25 protein-coding genes are annotated in these 19,660 nt (G+C 57.7%); 6 read left to right on the top strand and 19 right to left on the bottom strand.

Going from position 1 to position 19,660, the window contains the following annotated elements; translation table 11 throughout:
* Positions 1-82: 82 nt before the first annotated feature.
* The 3 genes from NUV55_RS07185 to NUV55_RS07175 form a co-directional block, all read right to left on the bottom strand.
* Positions 83-436 carry a hypothetical protein gene (locus NUV55_RS07185; protein ID WP_296671617.1) on the bottom strand — a complete coding sequence of 118 codons (354 nt, stop codon included), beginning with the start codon at positions 434-436 and terminating at the stop codon, positions 83-85.
* Positions 437-582: 146 nt separating this feature from the next.
* A complete protein-coding gene (locus NUV55_RS07180) occupies positions 583-3,054 on the bottom strand; it encodes an EAL domain-containing protein (RefSeq protein WP_296671615.1) in 2,472 nt (823 codons plus the stop codon).
* 20 nt (positions 3,055-3,074) lie between these two features.
* On the bottom strand, positions 3,075-3,512 hold the full coding sequence (locus NUV55_RS07175) for a rhodanese-like domain-containing protein (protein WP_296671614.1): 438 nt from the start codon (positions 3,510-3,512) through the stop codon (positions 3,075-3,077).
* A gap of 294 nt (positions 3,513-3,806) precedes the next feature.
* Between NUV55_RS07175 and NUV55_RS07170 the strand changes: the two genes are divergently transcribed.
* Together NUV55_RS07170 and NUV55_RS07165 are read left to right on the top strand one after the other, a co-directional pair.
* A complete protein-coding gene (locus NUV55_RS07170) occupies positions 3,807-4,145 on the top strand; it encodes a P-II family nitrogen regulator (protein WP_296671612.1) in 339 nt (112 codons plus the stop codon).
* 27 nt (positions 4,146-4,172) lie between these two features.
* Complete coding sequence (locus tag NUV55_RS07165) at positions 4,173-5,477, top strand: ammonium transporter (protein ID WP_296671611.1); 1,305 nt, start codon at positions 4,173-4,175, stop codon at positions 5,475-5,477.
* A 64-nt stretch (positions 5,478-5,541) separates the two neighbouring features.
* Here NUV55_RS07165 and NUV55_RS07160 read toward each other — a convergent pair whose 3' ends face one another.
* Positions 5,542-5,691, bottom strand: coding sequence for a hypothetical protein (locus NUV55_RS07160; protein ID WP_296671609.1), 150 nt, complete (start codon positions 5,689-5,691; stop codon positions 5,542-5,544).
* Positions 5,692-6,088: 397 nt separating this feature from the next.
* Between NUV55_RS07160 and NUV55_RS07155 the strand changes: the two genes are divergently transcribed.
* Positions 6,089-6,295: a cold-shock protein gene (locus NUV55_RS07155; RefSeq protein ID WP_296671608.1), complete on the top strand. Its 207-nt coding sequence runs from the start codon at positions 6,089-6,091 to the stop codon at positions 6,293-6,295.
* A 127-nt stretch (positions 6,296-6,422) separates the two neighbouring features.
* On the opposite strand, the gene NUV55_RS07150 is transcribed toward NUV55_RS07155, so the two are convergent.
* From NUV55_RS07150 to NUV55_RS07100, 12 genes are all read right to left on the bottom strand, one after another.
* Positions 6,423-7,655: a hypothetical protein gene (locus NUV55_RS07150; RefSeq protein WP_296671606.1), complete on the bottom strand. Its 1,233-nt coding sequence runs from the start codon at positions 7,653-7,655 to the stop codon at positions 6,423-6,425.
* A 120-nt stretch (positions 7,656-7,775) separates the two neighbouring features.
* Positions 7,776-8,852 carry a DUF1207 domain-containing protein gene (locus NUV55_RS07145; RefSeq protein WP_296671604.1) on the bottom strand — a complete coding sequence of 359 codons (1,077 nt, stop codon included), beginning with the start codon at positions 8,850-8,852 and terminating at the stop codon, positions 7,776-7,778.
* A 256-nt stretch (positions 8,853-9,108) separates the two neighbouring features.
* Complete coding sequence (locus tag NUV55_RS07140) at positions 9,109-9,480, bottom strand: LexA family transcriptional regulator (protein WP_296671602.1); 372 nt, start codon at positions 9,478-9,480, stop codon at positions 9,109-9,111.
* A gap of 28 nt (positions 9,481-9,508) precedes the next feature.
* Positions 9,509-10,132 carry a TetR/AcrR family transcriptional regulator gene (locus NUV55_RS07135; RefSeq protein ID WP_296671600.1) on the bottom strand — a complete coding sequence of 208 codons (624 nt, stop codon included), beginning with the start codon at positions 10,130-10,132 and terminating at the stop codon, positions 9,509-9,511.
* Positions 10,133-10,338: 206 nt separating this feature from the next.
* Entirely contained in the window at positions 10,339-11,196 is an 858-nt protein-coding gene (locus tag NUV55_RS07130; protein ID WP_296671598.1) for a hypothetical protein, read from the bottom strand.
* Positions 11,193-12,101, bottom strand: coding sequence for a tyrosine recombinase XerC (gene xerC, locus NUV55_RS07125; protein ID WP_296671597.1), 909 nt, complete (start codon positions 12,099-12,101; stop codon positions 11,193-11,195). Before xerC ends, NUV55_RS07130 begins: the two co-directional genes overlap by 4 nt.
* An 18-nt stretch (positions 12,102-12,119) precedes the next feature.
* The gene (locus NUV55_RS07120) at positions 12,120-12,821 is read right to left on the bottom strand and encodes a DUF484 family protein (RefSeq protein WP_296671595.1); all 702 of its coding nucleotides are present in this window, start codon (positions 12,819-12,821) and stop codon (positions 12,120-12,122) included.
* Positions 12,818-13,657 carry a diaminopimelate epimerase gene (gene dapF / locus NUV55_RS07115; protein WP_296671594.1) on the bottom strand — a complete coding sequence of 280 codons (840 nt, stop codon included), beginning with the start codon at positions 13,655-13,657 and terminating at the stop codon, positions 12,818-12,820. Before dapF ends, NUV55_RS07120 begins: the two co-directional genes overlap by 4 nt.
* Positions 13,658-13,896: 239 nt before the next feature.
* The gene (locus NUV55_RS07110) at positions 13,897-14,022 is read right to left on the bottom strand and encodes a hypothetical protein (RefSeq protein WP_296671592.1); all 126 of its coding nucleotides are present in this window, start codon (positions 14,020-14,022) and stop codon (positions 13,897-13,899) included.
* A gap of 149 nt (positions 14,023-14,171) precedes the next feature.
* Positions 14,172-15,437 (bottom strand): diaminopimelate decarboxylase, encoded by a 1,266-nt coding sequence (lysA, locus tag NUV55_RS07105; RefSeq protein ID WP_296671590.1) that lies wholly within the window; start codon positions 15,435-15,437, stop codon positions 14,172-14,174.
* Between the two features lie 16 nt (positions 15,438-15,453).
* Positions 15,454-15,588, bottom strand: coding sequence for a lipoprotein (locus NUV55_RS13825; protein ID WP_367280369.1), 135 nt, complete (start codon positions 15,586-15,588; stop codon positions 15,454-15,456).
* A 109-nt stretch (positions 15,589-15,697) separates the two neighbouring features.
* Positions 15,698-16,783 (bottom strand): saccharopine dehydrogenase family protein, encoded by a 1,086-nt coding sequence (locus tag NUV55_RS07100; RefSeq protein WP_296671588.1) that lies wholly within the window; start codon positions 16,781-16,783, stop codon positions 15,698-15,700.
* A gap of 91 nt (positions 16,784-16,874) precedes the next feature.
* Between NUV55_RS07100 and cyaY the strand changes: the two genes are divergently transcribed.
* A complete protein-coding gene (cyaY, locus tag NUV55_RS07095; protein WP_296671586.1) occupies positions 16,875-17,189 on the top strand; it encodes an iron donor protein CyaY in 315 nt (104 codons plus the stop codon).
* Between the two features lie 135 nt (positions 17,190-17,324).
* Here the strand turns inward: cyaY and NUV55_RS07090 are convergent, their stop codons facing one another.
* Together NUV55_RS07090 and NUV55_RS07085 are read right to left on the bottom strand one after the other, a co-directional pair.
* Positions 17,325-17,630, bottom strand: a complete 306-nt coding sequence (locus NUV55_RS07090) for a hypothetical protein (RefSeq protein WP_296671584.1) — start codon at positions 17,628-17,630, stop codon at positions 17,325-17,327.
* Between the two features lie 98 nt (positions 17,631-17,728).
* Positions 17,729-18,022, bottom strand: coding sequence for a hypothetical protein (locus NUV55_RS07085; protein ID WP_296671583.1), 294 nt, complete (start codon positions 18,020-18,022; stop codon positions 17,729-17,731).
* 140 nt (positions 18,023-18,162) lie between these two features.
* Between NUV55_RS07085 and NUV55_RS07080 the strand changes: the two genes are divergently transcribed.
* Positions 18,163-18,675, top strand: a complete 513-nt coding sequence (locus NUV55_RS07080) for a hypothetical protein (protein ID WP_296671581.1) — start codon at positions 18,163-18,165, stop codon at positions 18,673-18,675.
* A gap of 4 nt (positions 18,676-18,679) precedes the next feature.
* On the opposite strand, the gene NUV55_RS07075 is transcribed toward NUV55_RS07080, so the two are convergent.
* Positions 18,680-18,850 carry a hypothetical protein gene (locus NUV55_RS07075; RefSeq protein WP_296671580.1) on the bottom strand — a complete coding sequence of 57 codons (171 nt, stop codon included), beginning with the start codon at positions 18,848-18,850 and terminating at the stop codon, positions 18,680-18,682.
* Positions 18,851-19,084: 234 nt separating this feature from the next.
* Here NUV55_RS07075 and NUV55_RS07070 point away from each other — a divergent pair, with 234 nt between their 5' ends.
* A complete protein-coding gene (locus tag NUV55_RS07070; protein ID WP_296671578.1) occupies positions 19,085-19,660 on the top strand; it encodes an RNA polymerase sigma factor in 576 nt (191 codons plus the stop codon).

Raw genomic sequence — 19,660 nt, 5'->3', positions numbered from 1 at the left:
CCGGCGGGAGAGGGCAAGGGTGAGGGGGAAACACCGAACGCAGGATCTCTCCCACAGTTAGTGTCAGCAGGCAAAGCGCCGGTCAGGCAATCGCCACAGGTTGCTCGTCTGACAGGCCCAACACCTTGGCCACGACGGTAAAGGCCTCCGCGCAGAAGGCGTCGAGCTCGACCCACGCGTTCGAACAACCGACCTCTTCGTCCAACCCTTGTGTGATGACGCGCAGGCGATGGGAGCCTTCCTGTGCACGGCTTCGCGGATTCTTCTCCGCGGTCACGTAAAACGAGGGCCGGTCTTCACCTTCGCGCACGAGCGCCAGGATGTACTGGTATTTCACTCCATCCCCGCTTTCGATCTCGCCGAGCACTACACCGGTGTATTCACCAAACTGGTAGCGTCGCTGGGGAATCGCTGTCTGGATTTTCGGCGCATTCATTCCTTATTTCCTGGAGTAGACACGGGCCTCATGGCGGGCCACTCTGTTTCCAGGACGATAATCGCACCGAGATACCGCCTCAGCAAGACCGATTGGCCATGCCGCGGAGATGAATGGAAAAATGCTTGTGAAGCAGAAATGCGCTGTCAGGGACCTGATCCCGGACGTGGGCGGCGTAGCGCCACCACCGAGCTCTTCTTTCCGGAACCCGTGGCCGAAGCGCCCGGACGTTGCTTGGCACTCCAGGCGGACTTGCTCAGCCACTGGATCAGTTCGTCATAGGGTATCGGTCGGCTGACGAAGAACCCCTGCACCACGTCGCAACCGAGTGCTGTCAGCAGCCGCAGGGTTTCCGGATTTTCCACGCCCTCGGCCACCACGCGCAGACTCATGTTATGCGCCAGGTCGATAGTGGAGCGCACGATGACCGCATCGTTACTGTCCTGCTTCATGTCGAAGACGAAGGAGCGGTCAATCTTGATTTCATCCACCGGAAGCCGCTTGAGGTAGGCCAGCGACGAATATCCCGTGCCGAAATCGTCGATGGATATCCGCACGCCCATGGTGTCCAGGCGCGACAGTACCTCCAGCGCGTGATTCGGATCGGACATGACCGCGCTTTCGGTGACTTCGAGCGATAACCAGGATGGCTCGACCTCCCAGCGATGGAGCGTGTCCATAACGTATTCGACAAAGTCCACTTCGTGCAGATTCATCACGGACAGGTTGACCGAGACATCGAACAGGTATCCCGCCCTGCGCCAGCGCGCGCATTGTTCAACCGCGTGATTGAGCACCCAGCGGGTGAGCGGCTGGATCAGCCCACACTGTTCGGCAACATGAATAAACTTGTCCGGCGACTTCAGGTCAAGGTCCGGGTAGCGCCAGCGCACCAGCGCTTCCACGCAGCTCACCTTGGTGGTGCGGATATCCACCATCGGCTGGAAATGCAGATCGAGGCTGTCGCTCTCGATCGCCAGACGCAGATCGCGCTCCAGAGTCAGCAACTGTAATTTGTGATGATCGCGCACGCTGTCGAAAAAGGCGTAACCGGATTTACCCTGCTTGGCCTGGTACATGGCAACGTCCGCCTGACGCAACAGCGTCATCGGGTCCGCGCCATGATGCGGGTACAAGGCAATGCCGATGCTGACTCCAATGTTGAAACGGTGCATGCCGATAATGAACGGTTGCTGCATCGATTTAATGAACTTCTGGGCAATCAGGATGGCCGGCTTTTCATCAGCAATATCCGGCACAATGGCGGCGAACTCGTCTCCACCCAGGCGCGCAATGATTTCATCCTCGAGCTTTGTCGCGGTTTCCTGACCCAGCCGCATGAACACGTCAGAGCGGCGTAACACTCCGCGCAGGCGCGTACTGACCTGCTTCAGCAACTGGTCGCCGATATCATGGCCGAAGGAATCGTTGACCTCCTTGAAGCGATCGAGATCCATGACAAACAGGGCAAATGGACGCTGGGTGGCGCGGACCACCGCGGTGCATTGTCTCAATCGTTCGTGGAAATGGCTGCGATTGGGGAGATCCGTCAGTGTGTCAGTAAATGCCTGACGCTCGAGCATCCGGTGCACGTCTCCCAGTTCAGCGCTGAGGGCATTGAAGTCCTGCGCCAGCTCCTTGATTTCGAGGGTACCGGCGGGCGTAAGTGACTCGCTCAAACGCGTGCGATCCTTGCGCACGTTGCGCAGTTGATCGTGCAGGGCCATCAGCGGCCGCAACGTTGTGCTTTGCAGCACCAGCAGGGCAATCGCGATGACCAGTAGGGTGACAAGTCCGGCAACCATCATGATCATGTAACGTGTCATGGAGAGCTTTTCATGGAGAGCACGAATGTCTTGCATGATGGCAAGATTCATCACCTTTCCGGATAGGGATGTCTCCAACGGATATACCGCCACCAGTGTGCGTTCCATGGCGTGCGGGGGAAACCATTCCCGGGACTTATACAATCCCTGTCCGGAGGCCAGGGTTATCTTGACCGGCATTCCCAATGCCTTCTCGATGGCGGAAAGGTTGTGAATGGGGTCGGTGATGATCTGCAGATATCCCTTCGGCCGCAATCCACCGATGGGAACGATCACTGCGTAATACAGCCTGTCGCCCACCGGGCACAAATCAGAGATGGTTTGCACCCGCGCGGGCCCTTGGCGCGAGCGTGCTTGTTTGATCAGCCCAGGGCAGATGCTTTTCCCACCCGCCAGCATCGGGCTGCCTTCACTGGATTCCGCCACGAATGAAAAGCTGGTATCGAATGTCCTCAGTTTCTCAAGTTTGATGACATTGGCAGTCTCGAAATACTGGTGGAACTGGCTGTCCATCAGACGTGACAGGGAAGCCGAGTCACGCGCGGCGAAGCTACGCTGAAATTCGGGCGCGTGCTGGATAGCCAGGGCAAGGTCCCGCGATTTGACCTCAAGCTCCTTCAGCAAGTCATCTGTCTTGAGACGCAGCATATCGACCATGGCCGCACGCTGGTTATCCAGCGTCTGCTGCCGGTACACCTCGCCGGTCACCAGCGCCAGAGCCAGGCCGAGCATGCCCATTACCACGATGGTAAGGCTCAGCGAGGCCCGCATGGTCAAATGCTGTGTCAGCATGATGGATTATTATTTCCCGGTTATTTTTTCAGGTACGGATAATTCTTGTTCTTCCACTCTTCGAACCCGCCACGAAACCAGTAAACTTGGGTGTATCCGCAAGCCAGTGCCTTGTTTGACGAATGGACACTGCGCCCACATTTGGGACCGTTGCAGTAAAACAAAACAGGCGACGACTTCTTGGGAATGACGCTGGCGAGCGATTCGCAGGTCGTTTCGACATCCGGCAGGCTGACGGAGCCTTCGATATATCCCTGCAACCTGTCGTGACGGATACGTGCATCCACAATCACGAATTGGGAAATCTTCTCCACCAGGTTGATCACGCCCTCAGCATCCACTTTCGTGGTGCCGGGAACAGTGTCAGGCGAAACCACTTCCTTCTCTGCCTGGGCGGGCCCCGCATTTGCCAAGAGCCACGCCAATACGACAACTGCCGGAAGGCGTCTTCGGTTCATGATGGGTACCCACTTTTCGATGTAATTCCTAACTGAAGGGCAATATATGTGCCATTTTGGTGCATATAGGCCCAAATTTTTTACAGGAATAGCATGAATTGGAGGCCTGGGCCGGTGCTGATCTGCCTGCTTTCAGGCGCCTTTAGTGCCAGACGGGTATTTCGGGAAACGCCCGTGTTTTTGTATGATGCCGCAGGCTAACCCACGGCCGGGGAACCTGCTTCGTGGGGAAAGCGTACCCGCCTCCCGGGGCGGGGTTGGACATAAAAAATAATCACCACAGGAGAGAGACTCATGAAGCTCATTACCGCCATCATCAAACCTTCCAAGTTGGACGATGTGCGTCAGGCCCTGTCGAGTCTCGGCGTCCAGGGCATGACGGTAACGGAAGTCAAAGGATTCGGACGCCAGAAGGGGCACACGGAACTCTATCGCGGAGCGGAGTACGTGGTGGATTTTCTGCCCAAGACCAAAATCGAAGTGGCCGTGTCGAAGGACATGGCGGATCGCGTGATCGAAACCATCTCGCAATCGGCCAGAACCGGAAAAATCGGCGACGGGAAAATCTTCGTCTATGAACTTGATCAGGTAGTGAGAATACGCACCAGCGAAACCGGAACCAGCGCCCTATAAACAAAAAATACCAAAGGAGAAAATCACATGACTCTCGGCAAAACCACGAGACTGTTTATTGCCTCGCTGTTGCTCATCCTCCCTTCATTGGCATACTCGCAGGAAGCGCCTACCCTCAACGCGGCCAATACGGCCTGGCTGCTGACTTCCTCGGTGCTTGTGCTGTTCATGACCATCCCGGGTCTGGCCCTCTTCTACGGCGGTCTGGTGCGAACGAAAAACGTGCTGTCCGTGTTGATGCAGTGCTTCGCCATCACCTGCATGGTGTCGATCGTGTGGGTGCTGTTTGCCTACAGCCTCGCCTTCGGCGACGGCGGCGTCAACAACGCCTGGATCGGCGGCATGGCCAAGGCGCTCATGGCCGGTATCGGCGTTGACACGCTCAAGGGTGACATCCCGGAAACCGTGTTCGCCATGTTCCAGATGACATTCGCCATCATCACGCCCGCGCTCGTGGTCGGTGCCTTCGCCGAGCGCATGAAGTTTTCCTCCATGATGATATTCAGCCTGCTATGGCTGCTGCTGGTGTACGTCCCGGTATGTCACTGGGTCTGGGGCGACGGCTGGTTGCAAAAGCTGGGCGTGATGGATTTCGCCGGCGGCACCGTGGTGCACATCAATGCCGGTGTCGCCGCAGTGGTCGCCGCGCTGGTGCTGGGCCGGCGCAAGGGTTTCCCGGAAACCGCCATGCCGCCACACAACCTCACCATGACCGTGATCGGCGCCTGCATGCTGTGGGTCGGCTGGTTTGGCTTTAACGCCGGCAGCGCGCTCGCGGCCAATGGCACCGCCGGCATGACCATGCTGGTTACGCACATCGGCGCGGCCGCCGGTTCGCTGACGTGGATGTTCTGCGAATGGGTCCGTTTCGGGAAACCGTCCGTGCTGGGCATCGTCACCGGCATGGTGGCGGGGCTCGGCACCATCACGCCGGCCTCGGGTTTCGTCGGCCCGCTCGGAGCACTCGTGATCGGTGTCACCGCCGGGCTCATATGCTTCGTGGCGACCAACTACATGAAGCGTTCACTGCGCGTGGACGATTCGCTCGACGTGTTTCCCGTGCACGGCGTAGGCGGCATTATCGGCACACTACTGACAGGCGTGTTCGCCGCCACGGCCCTGGGCGGTGTCGGTTTTGCCGAAGGCGTTACCATGGGCAAGCAAGTCACGACCCAGCTTACCGGCATTCTTGCCACGGCCGCCTGGTGCGGAATTGTCACCTTCATTCTTCTCAAGTTGATTGACCTCACACTGGGTCTGCGCGTCACGATTGAGCAGGAAACCGAAGGTCTGGACACCGTGCTGCACAACGAGACGGGGTATAATCTCTAACAAGATAATCACCATCAGTGTGAAAAACGGACGTGCATGCGTCCGTTTTTTTTCCTGAAATCCTTCAGGGATTGTTCCAGCTGATTATCCCCAGGCCGGCGAACACCAGCAGGCTACCGATGATCACATTCTGGTTATGTAAATTTTGCGAAACAGCAGACAGGCAAAACCTGCCACGAAGCCGGGCGGCCATTGAACCGATATAAAAGAACACCAGGATACCTATCGGTAGCGCCGTCAACAGCAGCTTGGCGACAGTAATGTCTTTTATGCGTGATTCAGCATTGGGTAACGCGCGCGCCAGACAGCGCAGTACCGATCGCTATGATTTGCCATGGAATTCTCACATTTAGCCCTCCGTGTCAGAAAAGTTTACACTTTTCACAATGTGAAGTGCGATTTCGGCAAGTTTCATACCGAATTTGACGAGCCCACGCGTGGTTCACGGCTGTACACAATTAGCATTTTCGTTATACTGATTTCGCAGTGCTGCACTGCCGTATGTTGTCATGCTGGTATTTACAGGCATCCGCGTTGGTCCTGGCGAACTCCACCATCACAGCACGTAAAAATTTTTTATAAGAAATTCATCATTAGTGAGGTTATTCGTCATGCACATGGGAACTGTAAAGTGGTTCAACGAGGCTAAGGGTTTTGGATTCATTTCCCCACAGGATGGCAGCGCGGATGTGTTCGTACACTATTCCGTGATTCAGGCTGAAGGTTACAAGAAACTGGCCGAAGGTCAGGAGGTCGAGTTTGAAAGCCAGAAGGGACCGAAGGGGATGCAGGCTACGGTGGTAAAACCGGTCGGCTGATTCAGACTGGTTTGCCGGATTACCGGCTTGTTCAGCACCCAGAAGGGACGAGCCCCAAGGATGAGGCGAGCGAACAAAAACCCCGCCATGTCGGCGGGGTTTTTGTTCGCTCGGGGACCATCAAACGTCAGCGTTTGTCGATACGTCCGGTGTCGAAATTGACCTTCTCTTTTTTGCCGAGTGCACGCTCAAACTTCCAGCCACCCGGCTGAAGTCGGAACAGATAGGCGATTTTCACCGGGTCGCCGGAGGTATCGAGCTTGTAGGTGGCCTCGCAAACGCCAATCTTGAATTTCTCGCTGTGACGCGACATAAATTCGGGTTGGTAGATATTCTTGCCCGGATGTTTCTTCTGAACGTCAGCCTCCAGTTTTTTGGCGGCCAGATAAGTCAGTATTTTCGAAGGCGAGTCTTTCGCACCCGGCGTTTGCAGCGGGCGTGCTTCATCCAGCTGGTTCCCGTTAAGCGTACGCACCACCTTCCAGGTCCCGCTCTGCTTTTCGAATTGATACCGTTGCACGCTGGGTGAATTCGGTCCGACGCGGTACTCCGCCTCGATGTATCCGTTCATGTTATTTGTGGCGGATTCCGACTGGGCATAGCGTCCATCGCGGAACGACAACACTTCGAGGGATTTATTCGGATCGTCCTTCAGTAGTTCGTGCAACGCCAGATACTGCAGGGTATCCACCGAGTCGGCAGACAGGTCAGGCTTGCCGTCCACAATACGGAACCCATGAATGTCTGCCTCAAAGGTGCCGGCCACATTACTCTTGGTTTCGTCCGGAAGGTTGAGCAGAATTTTTCCCGGTAACTTTTTATCCTTCTCCTGACCGAATTCGAGCGCCATGGTGTACTTGTCGGTAAATTTCTGTTCCGTGGGAGTAGTCTGACCATTCTCTTTCCACGCGAGCATTACTTGAGGAATGCCCGCTCCGCCCGCTTCCGTTACCTTGTATTTTTTTCCGGCTGGCGTTTCCCACGGTGTACCGGGCAGCAGCACTTTCACTTCCAGGTCGGCGGTGACGTCCTTGCCCAACCGCAGAGTCAGCACGCCACTTTCGATATCACTGTTCTCTACAGCAAACGGTTTGCCATGAATCTGTCCCTTGGCAGGTGCGGCAGGAATCTCGGAGACACCGCGCGCAGGAGCGGCGGAAGGCGCGGTCGGGCCTGGTGCAAGCTTCTTGTCAGCGGCGGGCGCCCGGATAGTGGCCGGTTCGCTCTCAAACAAACCGCTGATGAAATCCAGACCACCATCCTGCTGCATGAGATAGGCCCCCGCGCCGCCGGCGATGAGTACCACGAGGATGACGATTTGAATCAGGGATTTTTTATCGAGTTTCATTTTTAGATCCATGGACCACCTGCCTGTGAGTTCCAATTTAATCCTAACAATTTAACCCTAAGGATAGTATGCCCGGTGTCGTCCGCCAATCGCTTTTATTGTGTAAATCAGCCATTTCGGCCGGGCTTTTTTTCAAAAGCCAAAGTAAAGCCCCAGTCCCGTGTAACGCAGAGATTCCCGGTAAAACTGCCCATCGGGTGAATGGCCGCGGAAATACTCAAACATGAGGCGTGCCCGCCGTGCACTGCCGCTTCGGAGCTCGAACCCGGCCTGGTACGAGCGGCTGCGACGCCAATCGAGCTCCTCGGAGGCCTGTACATCCACCGCGGCAATGAAGCTCAATCTCCCGGCCGCACGCGGTCGCACGTATTCGACCCCGCCCTGAAGATGTTTGGGCGCCAGATCCGGCTCGCTGTTCAACAAATAACCACCCCCACCATAGAGACGCCACCGCTCCCATTCATGAGACACAAGGAACTCCATGTCCTCATAGCTCAAATTCACCCGATTGATTCCCGGGTTGCCCAGAATTAACTCATCACCCAGATGCGAACTTTGATGATAGACACGCAACAAATAAGACCACGGGCCCCTGCGGTAACTGATCGGCAATCCGATCGAGTAATCCGCGTTGATCAAATCGATTGATGGGGCATCGAGATTGAACAATGCGAATACACCGCCCTGAATCCCGATTTGCGAATTGCCTGAGCCTCCGAAAAATCCCGAAGCCAGGCCGAAATACTCGCCGAAAGCGACACTGGCGGCTGAAAATTCAGCCGCAGGACTGCGATAGTGCAGGTAGCTTACTGAAAATCGGGGATGGCGCGGATCCGCGAGCAATGGCGCGAACAGTTCCTGTTCAGGCAAGGCATAAAGATCAACGGGAGTCGCTGCTTCGCGCTCCGCTCTCGCCCTATCCTGCTCCGCCGTCTCGCCAGATTTATCGCAATCCGTCGACGCGCCCCACTGAATGGTTTTCACGCGGCCAGTTTTTGTGAGCAGATAGGCCACGTCGCGTTTCTGGGAAGAGCCGAGACAGGTGCTGGAAGTCAATTTCACCGTGCCGTCCACCGAGACGACCTGCGATCGCAGCCCCAGACCGGGATAACGGCTGTCGAGCAGCGAATTGACGTAGCCGCGCAGATATTCTTCCGGTTCACCGGCTCCAGCCGGTGCCCATGCCACTCCGACCATCAGCGCGCCCAAAAATATCCGCCACGGGGCTCCAAGCAAAAAAATCGCGATTCGTGAATGCCACCGGTATTTCATGCTGCCATTTTACACTTTATCTCAGCTCCGGGGAGTCATCGTGGTCAGTGTAATTTTCCAAATTTTATGAAATCTCGTGTCGGCAATGGAATACACGGGCAAGACAGAATAAATGACATCCTGAAAGAGCAGTGGCCCCCTCTCTACAAAAGATTGACAATCCGCCATGCCGAAATGCCGCTTACCCGGCGGATCAATAATAATGCTTGTGGTCCTTGCGCCGGCGGCTGGCGCGCTGTATCACCACGCCGCGCACTGAGTAATTCTCCACCAACTCTACCGCAGGATAGGTGCTGTTAAGCGCCTTGAGGAATTTCCTGCCGTTTTCGACGATAAACTGCCGGAACGTGGTTTCGCCCTGATAATCGATGATCACGTAGGCGCCGTGCTGCGGCGGCATGGCCGGATCGATGATCAGAATATGGCCTTCCAGAAATTCCGGTTCCATGCTGTCGCCGATGACCCGCAGCGCGTAGGGCTCCGCCTCCGCACAGCTCTTGATCTCGGCATGTTCCTGACTGCCGGTGGTGATTTTGATGGGAATGCTCTTGAATGTATCGGCCATGGGCCGGGTCTCCAGGTTGAAATGAGGCTCAGGTCTTCGGCGTGGCCGGGGCTGGTGCGTCGGCCTTCGCGCGCGGCCCGGAAAACCCCGGGAAGTATCGCGTCAAACATTCCGCTCGCCCCAGCATCCTGTCGAGAAACACCGAAGTGCGCGCGGCATTTCCCGACTCGTCACGCATCCAGTAAAAGAACGTCGCGAGATATATCGCCGTCAGGCCCGTTTCCTCGAAGGCGCGCCATGGCAACTCGGCGTCACAATGCGCCGCCTCGCGCAGCCATTGTACCGTGCGGCTCACGCGCAGCAGCCCCGCGAACTGGTAATGCACGTGGCCCGGCTCGAATTTTCCGTAAATCATCTCTCGCGTCACGCGACGGTGCGAGGACAACACCGCGAGCCATGCCATGATCAGCCGGTGCAGGCGTTCGCGCGGCAACAGATCGGCAAACCCGGGCCGGGTGCCGGCTTGCAGCATGGCGGCATCCGCGCGGTCAAACCACGCATCCGAGATATCTTCCTTTTCGCGGAAACAGGCGCGCACATCATTCAGGCCCAGTTGCAGCTCCGCCGCCACGTCGTGCAGCCGCAGGCCCTCCCAGGATTTGCGCATGGCAAGATCGAGCGCCGCGTCGAGAATCTTGTCCTTCGTCGTCATGGCGCCGGTCTCCATAACATGGTTCGGGACATTATTATGTCATTCCTGGTGGGTGGTTAAGAAGTCCTAAATAAAAAATCAGAACAGGATTTACAGGATTGAAAAACAGGATTAAGGATTTCTTAATTCTTAAAAATCTTTAATCCTGTAAATCCTGAAAAATCCTGTTAATCCTGTCCATTGGATTCACTTACTTTACGTCAGACTTAAGTGGATCGTCGGATCACGGCCTCGACAAAGGCGACATTCAGCAGATCCTGGTTGATGATCTCCGGCAAAAAATGTCGAACCTTATATAGCTTCTCGGCCTGACGGCAGGCGGCACGCTCGAGGCGGTCGCGTGTGGATCGCAACAATTTGCTGTGCGTCAGCAAACAGGGCGCCTGCCAGTCATGATAGTTGCTGACAAGACTCTGCTCCTGTTCCACCTCCCAAGTCTCGCGCAACAACAGTTCGGGAAAGACGTCACACCCGAGTTTTCGGCCCACGTGCCCATCATCGAGACGATTACCATGCAAGCCAATGCCGCTACCATCGTCTTCGCGACGGAACCATTGCGCCCGCTCCAGCGGACCGGCAGCCTTCTGCACGCACCGGCTCAACACCTGACTGTGCGGAATGTGCGACGACGAAATCGCTGCGGTTCCCGACGCAAGGCTCGGCGCGACAAAACTGTCATCCTCCGCCAGCGTGGCATGCCAGCGGGTATCGACAGAACGCGGCGGCTTGATACGGCCGAGCGTGCTGGCCAGGATCGCCAGCGGTTTTTGTTCGCGGGCATCCAGCAGCCACAACTCAAGCTTATCCTGCGGTGGAAAAGGGAAAGGCGGATGCTCTTGCAGGGCCTGAATCAATTCACTCGTGCGCGCGGTCTCGATCAGGTTGCCACCACCGTCGGCGCGCCACACGGCATGACTGGAAAGCCGCGAGCGTTGATTGAGAAATTGCACGCGCCAGGCGATGCCATCGGAGGTCACGGCCCGGAAATCCGGCAACTCCGTGATCTGCACCGTACCCTGGTAGGGCGAGAATCGCCGCATGCTGTAATAACGTACCGCGCTCATGCCGTGGATTTCTTGCGCGCCCGCGGGTGGGCCTTGTCGTAGACACCCGCCAAGTGTTGAAAATCGAGATGGGTATATATCTGAGTGGTCGAGATGTTGGCGTGGCCCAGCATTTCCTGCACCGCACGCAGATCGCCGCTCGATTCCAGCAAATGACTGGCGAACGAATGACGCAGCATGTGCGGATGCACCGGCACCCCCATCTCCTGGCGCTTCGCCCAACCTTGCAGCCGCGCTTGTACCGCACGCGCGCCCAGACGCCTGCCATGGCGCGAGATGAACACGGCGTGTTCCCCGGCACCGGTCAATAGCGCGCGTGCCACCAGCCAGTCACGCAAGGCCTCACGCGCCTTGGCGCCCACCGGCACGTCGCGCACCTTGCGGCCCTTGCCGGTGACACGCACGCTGCCGGCGGCAAGATCAAGCTCAGGAATATTGAGGTTCACCAGCTCGGAAAGGCGTAATCCGGAGGAGTACAACAATTCCAGCAATGCGCGGTCTCGCGCCGCGAGCGGATCACGCGCCTCCAGCGTTACCAGTCGTGTGGCCTGATCGGGGGTCAGCGTGGCGGGGAGACGGCGCGTTGATTTGGGCGCACTCACCCCACTTGCGGGATTGCACATAACGATCTGCTCGCGCAACAGATAACGGTAAAAGGTGCGCAATGCGGAAAGTGCGCGCTGGATGCTTTTCCCGGATAGCCCCCGCCGATGCAGAGCCGACACCCACCCGCGCACCTCGGCAGTCGTCAGCTGTGCCCAGTTGGCAATGCCGGCAACGTCGCAATACGCCATGCATTGCGAAAGATCGCGTCGGTAATGCGTCAGCGTGAGCGGGGACAAGCGTCGCTCATCGCCGAGATGGCGGAAAAAACTGTCGAGATATTGCGTGGCGCGCTCGTGCATCCGTGGCGCGTAAGGGGATTACTCGTGGTGTCGGGCGAGACTGTGCGTCAGCATTTCGCCCAGCCGCGTGAGATAGACCGTGCCCATGCCGGGATGAAAACGGTAGGGATCCTGGGTTCCAAGGCCAAGCACGCCGTGGGGATGTTTTTCGCCCAGCGGGATCAGTGCGGATGACTTGATTTCTGAAGCGCGTCCGCTGAAAAGATAACTCATCAGGCTGTCTTCGAACTTGCCGCCACAAATGGGTTTGCCGGAACTGAACTGCAGAAACAGTGTGTTGAGTCGTTTGTCGTCCTCCGGGACCAGTTCTGCGCGCCCGCCCTGGGTAGGCCGGCCTTGCAGCAGAATCACCACGGCGTCGAGCTTGAATTCCTGGCGCAGCAAGTCATAAGTTGTGTCCAGTACTTCATCGAGCGAGCTACAGCCGATCATGGCGGTGGCGAAGCGGTGCAGGCGACCACTCAACACGTCGTTTTCGCGGGCGTTATTTACCAGCTCGCGCAACTGACGCTGCAGCGCCTGATTCTGCTCGCGCAACACCTGCACTTGTCGCTCAATGAGCGATACCGCCTTGCCACCGGTTTCGTGCGACAACAGAATGCGCGAGAGCGTCTCCGGGTAACGCTGAAAATAATCGGGATGGTCCTCGAGGTAGCGTGCCACCGCCTCCTCCCAGGAAAGTTCGCTCTGAAGTTCTTCGCTTGGCAGTTTTTGTTTCATAGGTTATCCAGGTCGATAGTTCCCTCAAAAACCGAAATCGCCGGTCCCGTCATCCACACCGGCTCTCCTTCTCTGGCCCAGGACACGCGCAGTGTGCCACCGGTCAGTTTCACCTCTACCTTATCATCGAGCAGACCTCTTTGGCGACCGGCCACCGCCGCCGCGCAGGCGCCGCTTCCGCAAGCCAGCGTCTCGCCCGCACCACGTTCGTAGACCCGCAGGCGGATGTGCCGGCGGTCCACAATCTGCATGTAACCGGCGTTCACACGCTGGGGGAAACGCGGATGCCGCTCAATCTGCGGTCCCTGCGTGTTGACCGGGGCCGCGTCCACGTCCGACACCAGCTGCACGGCATGTGGATTGCCCATGGACAGTACACTCACGTTCACGGTGCGGCCATTCACATTTAAATCATAGACGTTTTCGCGTGTGCCTGCCTCGAACGGAACCTCGGCGGGCTCAAAGCGCGGCACACCCATATTGACGCTGACAGCGCCGTCCGCTTCCAGGCGCGGGTAAATCATACCGCTCAGCGTTTCCACTACGATTTCGTCCTTGGCGGTCAGCTGCTTGTCGCGAACGAAACGCGCGAAACAGCGCGCACCGTTGCCGCATTGCTCGACCTCGCCGCCGTCGGCGTTGAAAATCCGGTAGCGGAAATCCGCACCACTTCCCGTGGGCTTTTCCACCAGCAGCACCTGATCGCAACCGATGCCGAAATGCCGGTCCGCGAGACGACGGATTTTCTGGGGCGTGAGCTGAATCGGACGGGAGACGCCGTCGAACACCACGAAGTCGTTTCCGGCGCCGTGCATCTTGGTAAAGGGAACAGGCATGGCGGCAAGCTTACCGGTTGCCGTGAGCCAAATAAACCGCGGGCATCCTTACGGATGCGGCACCGGTCCGAACAGACGCAGGTAGCGCCCAGTGCCCGAGGCGAATGCTCTTTTGACAATGGGCGCAGGTGGCCGCAATGAACGAAGTATCCATGGGCGCCACAGCCGCCGTCTCCGAAAGAGCTGCGCCTCGGGATCCGGCGGCCACTCCCGGTAGACGCAGCGGTCCATGACCACGATCATGCCGGCCTCGCGCGCTCGGCCGCGGGAATGTTCATCACGCCTTCCTGCAACCACAATTCTGTCGGGAGCAGAATTGGGCGCACTTCAGTGCGCCCGAAGGGCGTGCGCCAGGGATGGCGCACGTCAAATCGCCTGGACAGCCAGGGCAATACATTAATAAAAAATCGAATAGACAGGATTTACAGGATGGAAAAGAAGATTAACAGGATTTTTATTTCCTGAAATCTTTAATTCTGTAAATCCTGAAAAATCCTGTTAATCCTGTCTATTTTTATTTAGGCAGCATGGTCTCGGGAGCGATAAGCTCCGCGACGGTTTCGCGCCGGCGCACGACATGGAACTTTTCATCGTCCACCATCACCTCGGGCGCGCGTGGGCGCGTGTTGTAATTCGAGCTCATGACAGCGCCGTAGGCGCCGGCAGAAACCACGGCAAGCAGATCCCCGGCCTCGATGCCGAGTTCACGGTCGTGCCCGAGAAAATCTCCGCTCTCGCACACCGGGCCGACGACATCATAGATGCGCAGGGTGCGTGGCGCGTCCACCGATACCGGTGTGATGTCGTGCCAGGCCTCGTACAATGCCGGGCGCAACAAATCGTTCATGGCAGCATCCACCACGGCGAAATTCTTTTCCGAGCCGTGCTTGAGGAACAGCACGCGCGTCAGCAGCAGGCCGGTGTTGCCGACAATCGCGCGACCGGGCTCGAAGATGAGGCGGAGTTTCTGGCAACGGCCACCCTTCGCCGCCAACCGATCCAGGATCGCACGGATGTAATCGCCCGGTGACGGCGGCTGTTCCTGGTTATAACGGATGCCGAGCCCACCGCCGAGATCGAGATGTTGCAGGGCAAAACCCTTGTCGAGCAGGACATTGGCAAGCGCGATAATGCGATCCAGCGCCTCAACCACCGGCGCCAAATCGGTAAGCTGTGAGCCGATGTGGCAGGTCACCCCGGTCACGCGCAGGTTCGGCAGCGCCTGGGCCTGCACATAGGCTGCGGCGGCATGCGCGATATCGATGCCAAATTTGCTTTCCTTCAAACCCGTGGCGATATACGGGTGCGTCGCCGGGTCCACGTCCGGGTTGACGCGCAGCGCTACCGGCGCCTGTTTGCCCAGCTCTGCGGCCACGCCGTTCAGAACTTCCAGCTCCGCTTCGGATTCCACGTTGAAGCAATAAATGCCGGCCGCCAGTGCACGCCGCATTTCATCGCGTGTCTTGCCAACACCGGAGAACACCACTTTGGCTGGATCGCCGCCTGCCGCCAATACACGCTCCAATTCGCCACCGGAGACAATGTCAAACCCCGAACCCAGACGCGCCAGCAGATTCAGCACCGCGAGATTGGAATTCGCCTTGACGGCGTAACAGACGAGGTGGTCGCGGCCCTTCAGCGCGTCATCAAAGGCGCGGAACTGCGCCTCAAGACTCGCGCGTGAGTAGACGTAACAAGGCGTGCCGACCTTCTGCGCGATGTCGGCCAGACTTACATCTTCGGCATACAGTTGCCGGTCCCGATAGGTAAACGGATTCATGACAGAAGCAATAGAATTACTTTGTTCCGGGTTGCGTGAGCGATGGATTAAGGGTCTGCTCGCCTGTCTTTGCCGGCGCGTCAACCTTGTCCGGCAGATATAAAGGCCCCTTCTTGCCGCAGGCAGCGATAAAAATAACAACGCATACCATGCCCAACCGCATGATCCACGGTTTGCATCGTCTCGACGGGAAATGATTTCTGCACGAATTCATGGCCTAAGCTTACCTTGCCTGTTCACACCGCATCCAGTGGCAGCATTCAAGACCTGACCAACACAATGTCGTGGTTGACCATCTCGGCCCTGATTTCGTCCCAGGAGAGCTGGCCGATACAGGGTACGGCGCCGGCATCCGGCACGCCGCGCTCGACCCATTTGCGAACAAGCGCCAATGCCGGGCTACTGGAAATCACCAGACCGTTGGTGTCGCGCGATATCAGGAATACGGTGTGCTCGGTTTCCTCCTCGTTCTTGCGGCCGCGCACCACTATCCGCATGCCGCCTGTGGCGCTGCCGAAACCGCGGAACATGCGGCTGGCGGCAGACAGGCCCGGCGCCCAACCCGACAGATTCTTTATCCAGCCGAGCCGCCGCATTCTCGCCAGCACAAAGAGACCGCGATTGAACAGCTTCAGCTCCAGTCCGGCGCGAAAAGTAACCGTTTGCGCGCCGTAGCGCGTTGGAAAAATGTCGAGATTCGGCGCGTCACACAGATACGCGCGCCGCTTGCCGACCGGTCTGGGGAAAACCACTTTTTCCGAGTCGCTCCAGCCGTAAGCATACCGCCAGCGTCCGTTTTCCTTGAACCTGAACGAGCTTCCGGCATAACCCAGGATCGTGCGCAACGTGGCTACGCCGAGAGGAGTTTTATTGCCGAGCGAGATGCAGGCATGGATGTCACTGATGCGGTCGAATTCGGGCGCGAGTAAATCCACCAACGCTGTCGACACGGCAGGCACGGCGCTCGCGCCGCTTACAATGAGGCAATTTTTCTGTTGCGCACGGCGGTTCAGGCGCGTGATGCCGTCCACGTGGGCGCGTGTCTCGGCGAGATCGACATAATGGATGCCCATGCCGGCGCAGGTTTCCGCCACGGTATAATCATGCAACTGAAACGGTCCCATGGCGTTGACCACGGCGAACACCCCGCCAAATGCCTGTCGCAAGCTCGAGGGATCGTGAATATTCACGGTCAACGCGGTAATGTTTTCCCCAATAAAGCCGTTACGTTTCAAGGGACGACGGCTTCCGATAACACATTCCGCCAACGGCATCGCGGCAATGGCCCGGCTGATATGCCGGCCAAGAGCGCTATCACCTCCCAGAATTAGAATCCGCTTTCCCATGCTTGCCGTGTGATCATATCAGATCGGGGCCGCTGTTCAGCGGACACCGGCTTCGTTAACATGCCACCGACCATCGGCAGAAATATCCCCCATGAACGAATCCGAATTCGACAAACGCGCCACCGATACCCTGTTGCGCATTGAACAGGCCATCGAGGAAAGCGGCGCGGACATTGATTTTGAGGCCGCCGGTGGCATCCTGACGCTTGAATTCGGAAACGGCAGCAAAATCATCATCAACAAACAAGGCGCGGCCAAACAGATATGGGTCGCCGCCAGGTCCGGCGGCTTCCACTACGGTTTCATTGGCAGTGCCTGGATCAACGATCAGGGCGGTGGGGAATTGATGAGCGAGCTGTCGCGCTTCGTGCGCGAACAATCGGGCGAGGACGTGACGTTATCCTGAATATAATATTTTGGAACCGCTGATAAACACCGATTCATTTTTAGGATTAAAGCTGATAAAACAACAACCCGTGTAACTCATCCGCGTTTATCAATTTATCATCTGCGTTCATCTGCGGATGCTTTTCTCCCTTTTTTATTCCCAACTTCCTTCCTTCGGCGTGATCACCGCCGGCTCGCCACATTTGGGACAGTTCACGCGCCGGGTGTCATCCGGCATAACGACAATGGCATCGTCATAGCAGTTGGCGCAACGCGGGATTTTTCCTTCGTGCACCCAGGTGCTGCCGATGGTGAGGCAGTGATTGCAGCGATACAGTGCGAGGAACGGCATTTCGGCCTTGCCGCGCCCCACACTGATACCGGGTTCCTCGTATTGGCAAAACTTGCACTTGAAAGCGACAAAACTTCCCACAAGTCCTTGCTCCACTTGACTCTTCATGAAACAGGCCGGTATTGCCATAGCGATCGCGGCAAGTTTCGTTGCGTCATGCCTGCGTCCGGCAACCCGGAGCGGCTGCCGGCGATACGAATAGAATCCTAGCGCTTCTTCTTTTTCAGGGCGGCCAGGTCTTGCTTGAGCTTGTTGCGCTCTTCCTTGATCTTGACTATCTCGGCTGCCTGCGCGTCCACGGTGGCTTGCACCTGCTTGGCCTTGGCACCCGCTTCTGCCGCTTCCTTGCTCTTTTCAGCGAGATCTTCCTTGGCAGCAGCAAGATCCTTGTTCAGCTGGGTCACCTTGGCAGTCAGTTCCTCGATTTCCTTCTTCCCGCATCCCACCGGGCCGGCCAGCAGAAAAGCCGCCAGGATCGCCCATAGCATATAACGCTTCATACACGCTCCTGAAAATTGACTATTATTGATAGAGACTTGTCCGCCACGCAAAATTCCCCTACGCAGCGTGCAGATGATACGCGGCACAGGGGGCGAGTCAATGCGTAGCAGACGATCAATGCGCAACAGGAGTACGAACGATGCGGCTGCCTTCGCTCTACCAGTTCTTCCGCCATCAGGTGAACCACGGCTTTCACCGCCACGGCATCGCCGAACCGGCCACCGTGGATTACGTCAGCGACATCCTGGCCCGCTTCGCGCAATTGCGACATTTATACGCCCTGCAGGATGCGAAAGGACGACCGCTCGAATACATCGTGGACATGCTCGAAACCTGGCAACAGAATGAGACAACCAGCCCATCCCATGGTCGCTCCATCCTGCGCCATCTCGGTGAATATGCGCTGTTTATGAGCGGGATATTCCGCGAACGCCTCATGGCGCGCGGCGAATTGAATTACTATCTGGCGCATGGGAGCAGTGCCTACTGGCGTTGCGCGGACCGTGAGCTGAACCCCCGGCAGCGGCAGGTGTACTGGCATCTGCATCAGGACTTCGGGCGCATCTCAAGCACGCTCGACTATATGCGCCGCGAGCAATTTCCGCTCCCGCCTTCCGCCGACAACATGCTCACCGCCTTCTGGCGGGTTTGAGCATCTAGCGCCCGCGGGCCGCTTGGCGCCGGTCCCGACTCAAGCGACGATCCTTAGTCTGCGGATCCCAGCGCAGCACGCCGCGCCGTTCAAGATTCGGTAGGCGACGCTCGCCCTTGCGCCGATCGCCGTGCACGAGGAAGTCGTAAGAAATATTGTTGTAATTCTGCACCACCGCCCACTCCATAGAATACGGACGATCCCAGCCGTCTCTTTGCCGCTACTCTACCATTCCGGACGGCCTGTCCCAAACCGGTCCCCCTCCCCCGTCAACCGCGGGAAACATCAAGCGTTGTTATAGGAATTGCAGGGCGGCGTCGCTGCTGACGCTGGCAGGCTGGCCGGTGATGGTCGAAGATACGGGTTCAATGCCGGACCGGCTGAGTGTCAGGGAAGGACGACGCGAACAGTGTGGCCGGCGGTAAACACATATATAGAGGAATCACCGCTGCCGCCGACACAAGCCCTGGATCGTTTTCTCGCCGGTGTCGAGCGGCGCGCGTTCGTGACGGCGCGGCTCGCGACCGGCAACGCCGACGATGCGCACGATATTGTGCAGGACGCGATGCTGACGCTGGTGCGCAGCTACGCCAGCCGCAGCGAGCAGGAGTGGGGGCCGTTGTTTCATACCATCCTGCAAAGCCGGATTACCGATTGGCACCGGCGCAACAAGGTTCGCAACCGGTTTCGTGTCTGGTTCGGTGGCAAGGACGAGGAGGATGAAACTGATCCACTGCAGAACATCGCCGACGGCCGCAGCCCGAATCCGTCGGGACAGTTGCAGGATAAACAGGCGATGGCGGCACTGGAGACAGCCATACACAAACTGTCGGCGCGGCAACAGCAGGCCTTTCTGCTGCGGGTGTGGGAAGGGCTGGACGTGGCGCAGACGGCGCGCGCCATGAAATGCTCGGAAGGCAGCGTCAAGACACATTACTCGCGCGCAGTGCATGCGCTGCGCGAACAGCTGGAGGAACACTTGTAA

Source organism: Sulfuricaulis sp. (genome assembly GCF_024653915.1).
GTDB lineage: Bacteria > Pseudomonadota > Gammaproteobacteria > Acidiferrobacterales > Sulfurifustaceae > Sulfuricaulis.
Note: the sequence above shows the minus strand (reverse complement) of the source record. Positions and strands in the feature narration are given on the sequence as shown.

Excerpts from the sequence above, each read along its gene's own strand:
- dapF (WP_296671594.1), bottom strand. The coding sequence starts at position 13,657 with ATGCCTGTTCCCTTTACCAAGATGCACGGCGCCGGAAACGACTTCGTG.
- NUV55_RS07180 (WP_296671615.1), bottom strand. The coding sequence starts at position 3,054 with ATGCTGACACAGCATTTGACCATGCGGGCCTCGCTGAGCCTTACCATC.
- lysA (WP_296671590.1), bottom strand. The coding sequence starts at position 15,437 with ATGAATCCGTTTACCTATCGGGACCGGCAACTGTATGCCGAAGATGTA.
- NUV55_RS07155 (WP_296671608.1), top strand. The coding sequence starts at position 6,089 with ATGCACATGGGAACTGTAAAGTGGTTCAACGAGGCTAAGGGTTTTGGA.
- NUV55_RS07170 (WP_296671612.1), top strand. The coding sequence starts at position 3,807 with ATGAAGCTCATTACCGCCATCATCAAACCTTCCAAGTTGGACGATGTG.
- NUV55_RS07080 (WP_296671581.1), top strand. The coding sequence starts at position 18,163 with ATGCGGCTGCCTTCGCTCTACCAGTTCTTCCGCCATCAGGTGAACCAC.
- NUV55_RS07140 (WP_296671602.1), bottom strand. The coding sequence starts at position 9,480 with ATGGCCGATACATTCAAGAGCATTCCCATCAAAATCACCACCGGCAGT.
- NUV55_RS07175 (WP_296671614.1), bottom strand. The coding sequence starts at position 3,512 with ATGAACCGAAGACGCCTTCCGGCAGTTGTCGTATTGGCGTGGCTCTTG.
- NUV55_RS07085 (WP_296671583.1), bottom strand. The coding sequence starts at position 18,022 with ATGAAGCGTTATATGCTATGGGCGATCCTGGCGGCTTTTCTGCTGGCC.
- NUV55_RS07130 (WP_296671598.1), bottom strand. The coding sequence starts at position 11,196 with ATGAGCGCGGTACGTTATTACAGCATGCGGCGATTCTCGCCCTACCAG.
- NUV55_RS07100 (WP_296671588.1), bottom strand. The coding sequence starts at position 16,783 with ATGGGAAAGCGGATTCTAATTCTGGGAGGTGATAGCGCTCTTGGCCGG.
- NUV55_RS07165 (WP_296671611.1), top strand. The coding sequence starts at position 4,173 with ATGACTCTCGGCAAAACCACGAGACTGTTTATTGCCTCGCTGTTGCTC.
- NUV55_RS07150 (WP_296671606.1), bottom strand. The coding sequence starts at position 7,655 with ATGGATCTAAAAATGAAACTCGATAAAAAATCCCTGATTCAAATCGTC.
- NUV55_RS07185 (WP_296671617.1), bottom strand. The coding sequence starts at position 436 with ATGAATGCGCCGAAAATCCAGACAGCGATTCCCCAGCGACGCTACCAG.
- NUV55_RS13825 (WP_367280369.1), bottom strand. The coding sequence starts at position 15,588 with ATGGTATGCGTTGTTATTTTTATCGCTGCCTGCGGCAAGAAGGGGCCT.
- NUV55_RS07135 (WP_296671600.1), bottom strand. The coding sequence starts at position 10,132 with ATGACGACGAAGGACAAGATTCTCGACGCGGCGCTCGATCTTGCCATG.
- NUV55_RS07120 (WP_296671595.1), bottom strand. The coding sequence starts at position 12,821 with ATGAAACAAAAACTGCCAAGCGAAGAACTTCAGAGCGAACTTTCCTGG.
- xerC (WP_296671597.1), bottom strand. The coding sequence starts at position 12,101 with ATGCACGAGCGCGCCACGCAATATCTCGACAGTTTTTTCCGCCATCTC.
- cyaY (WP_296671586.1), top strand. The coding sequence starts at position 16,875 with ATGAACGAATCCGAATTCGACAAACGCGCCACCGATACCCTGTTGCGC.
- NUV55_RS07090 (WP_296671584.1), bottom strand. The coding sequence starts at position 17,630 with ATGAAGAGTCAAGTGGAGCAAGGACTTGTGGGAAGTTTTGTCGCTTTC.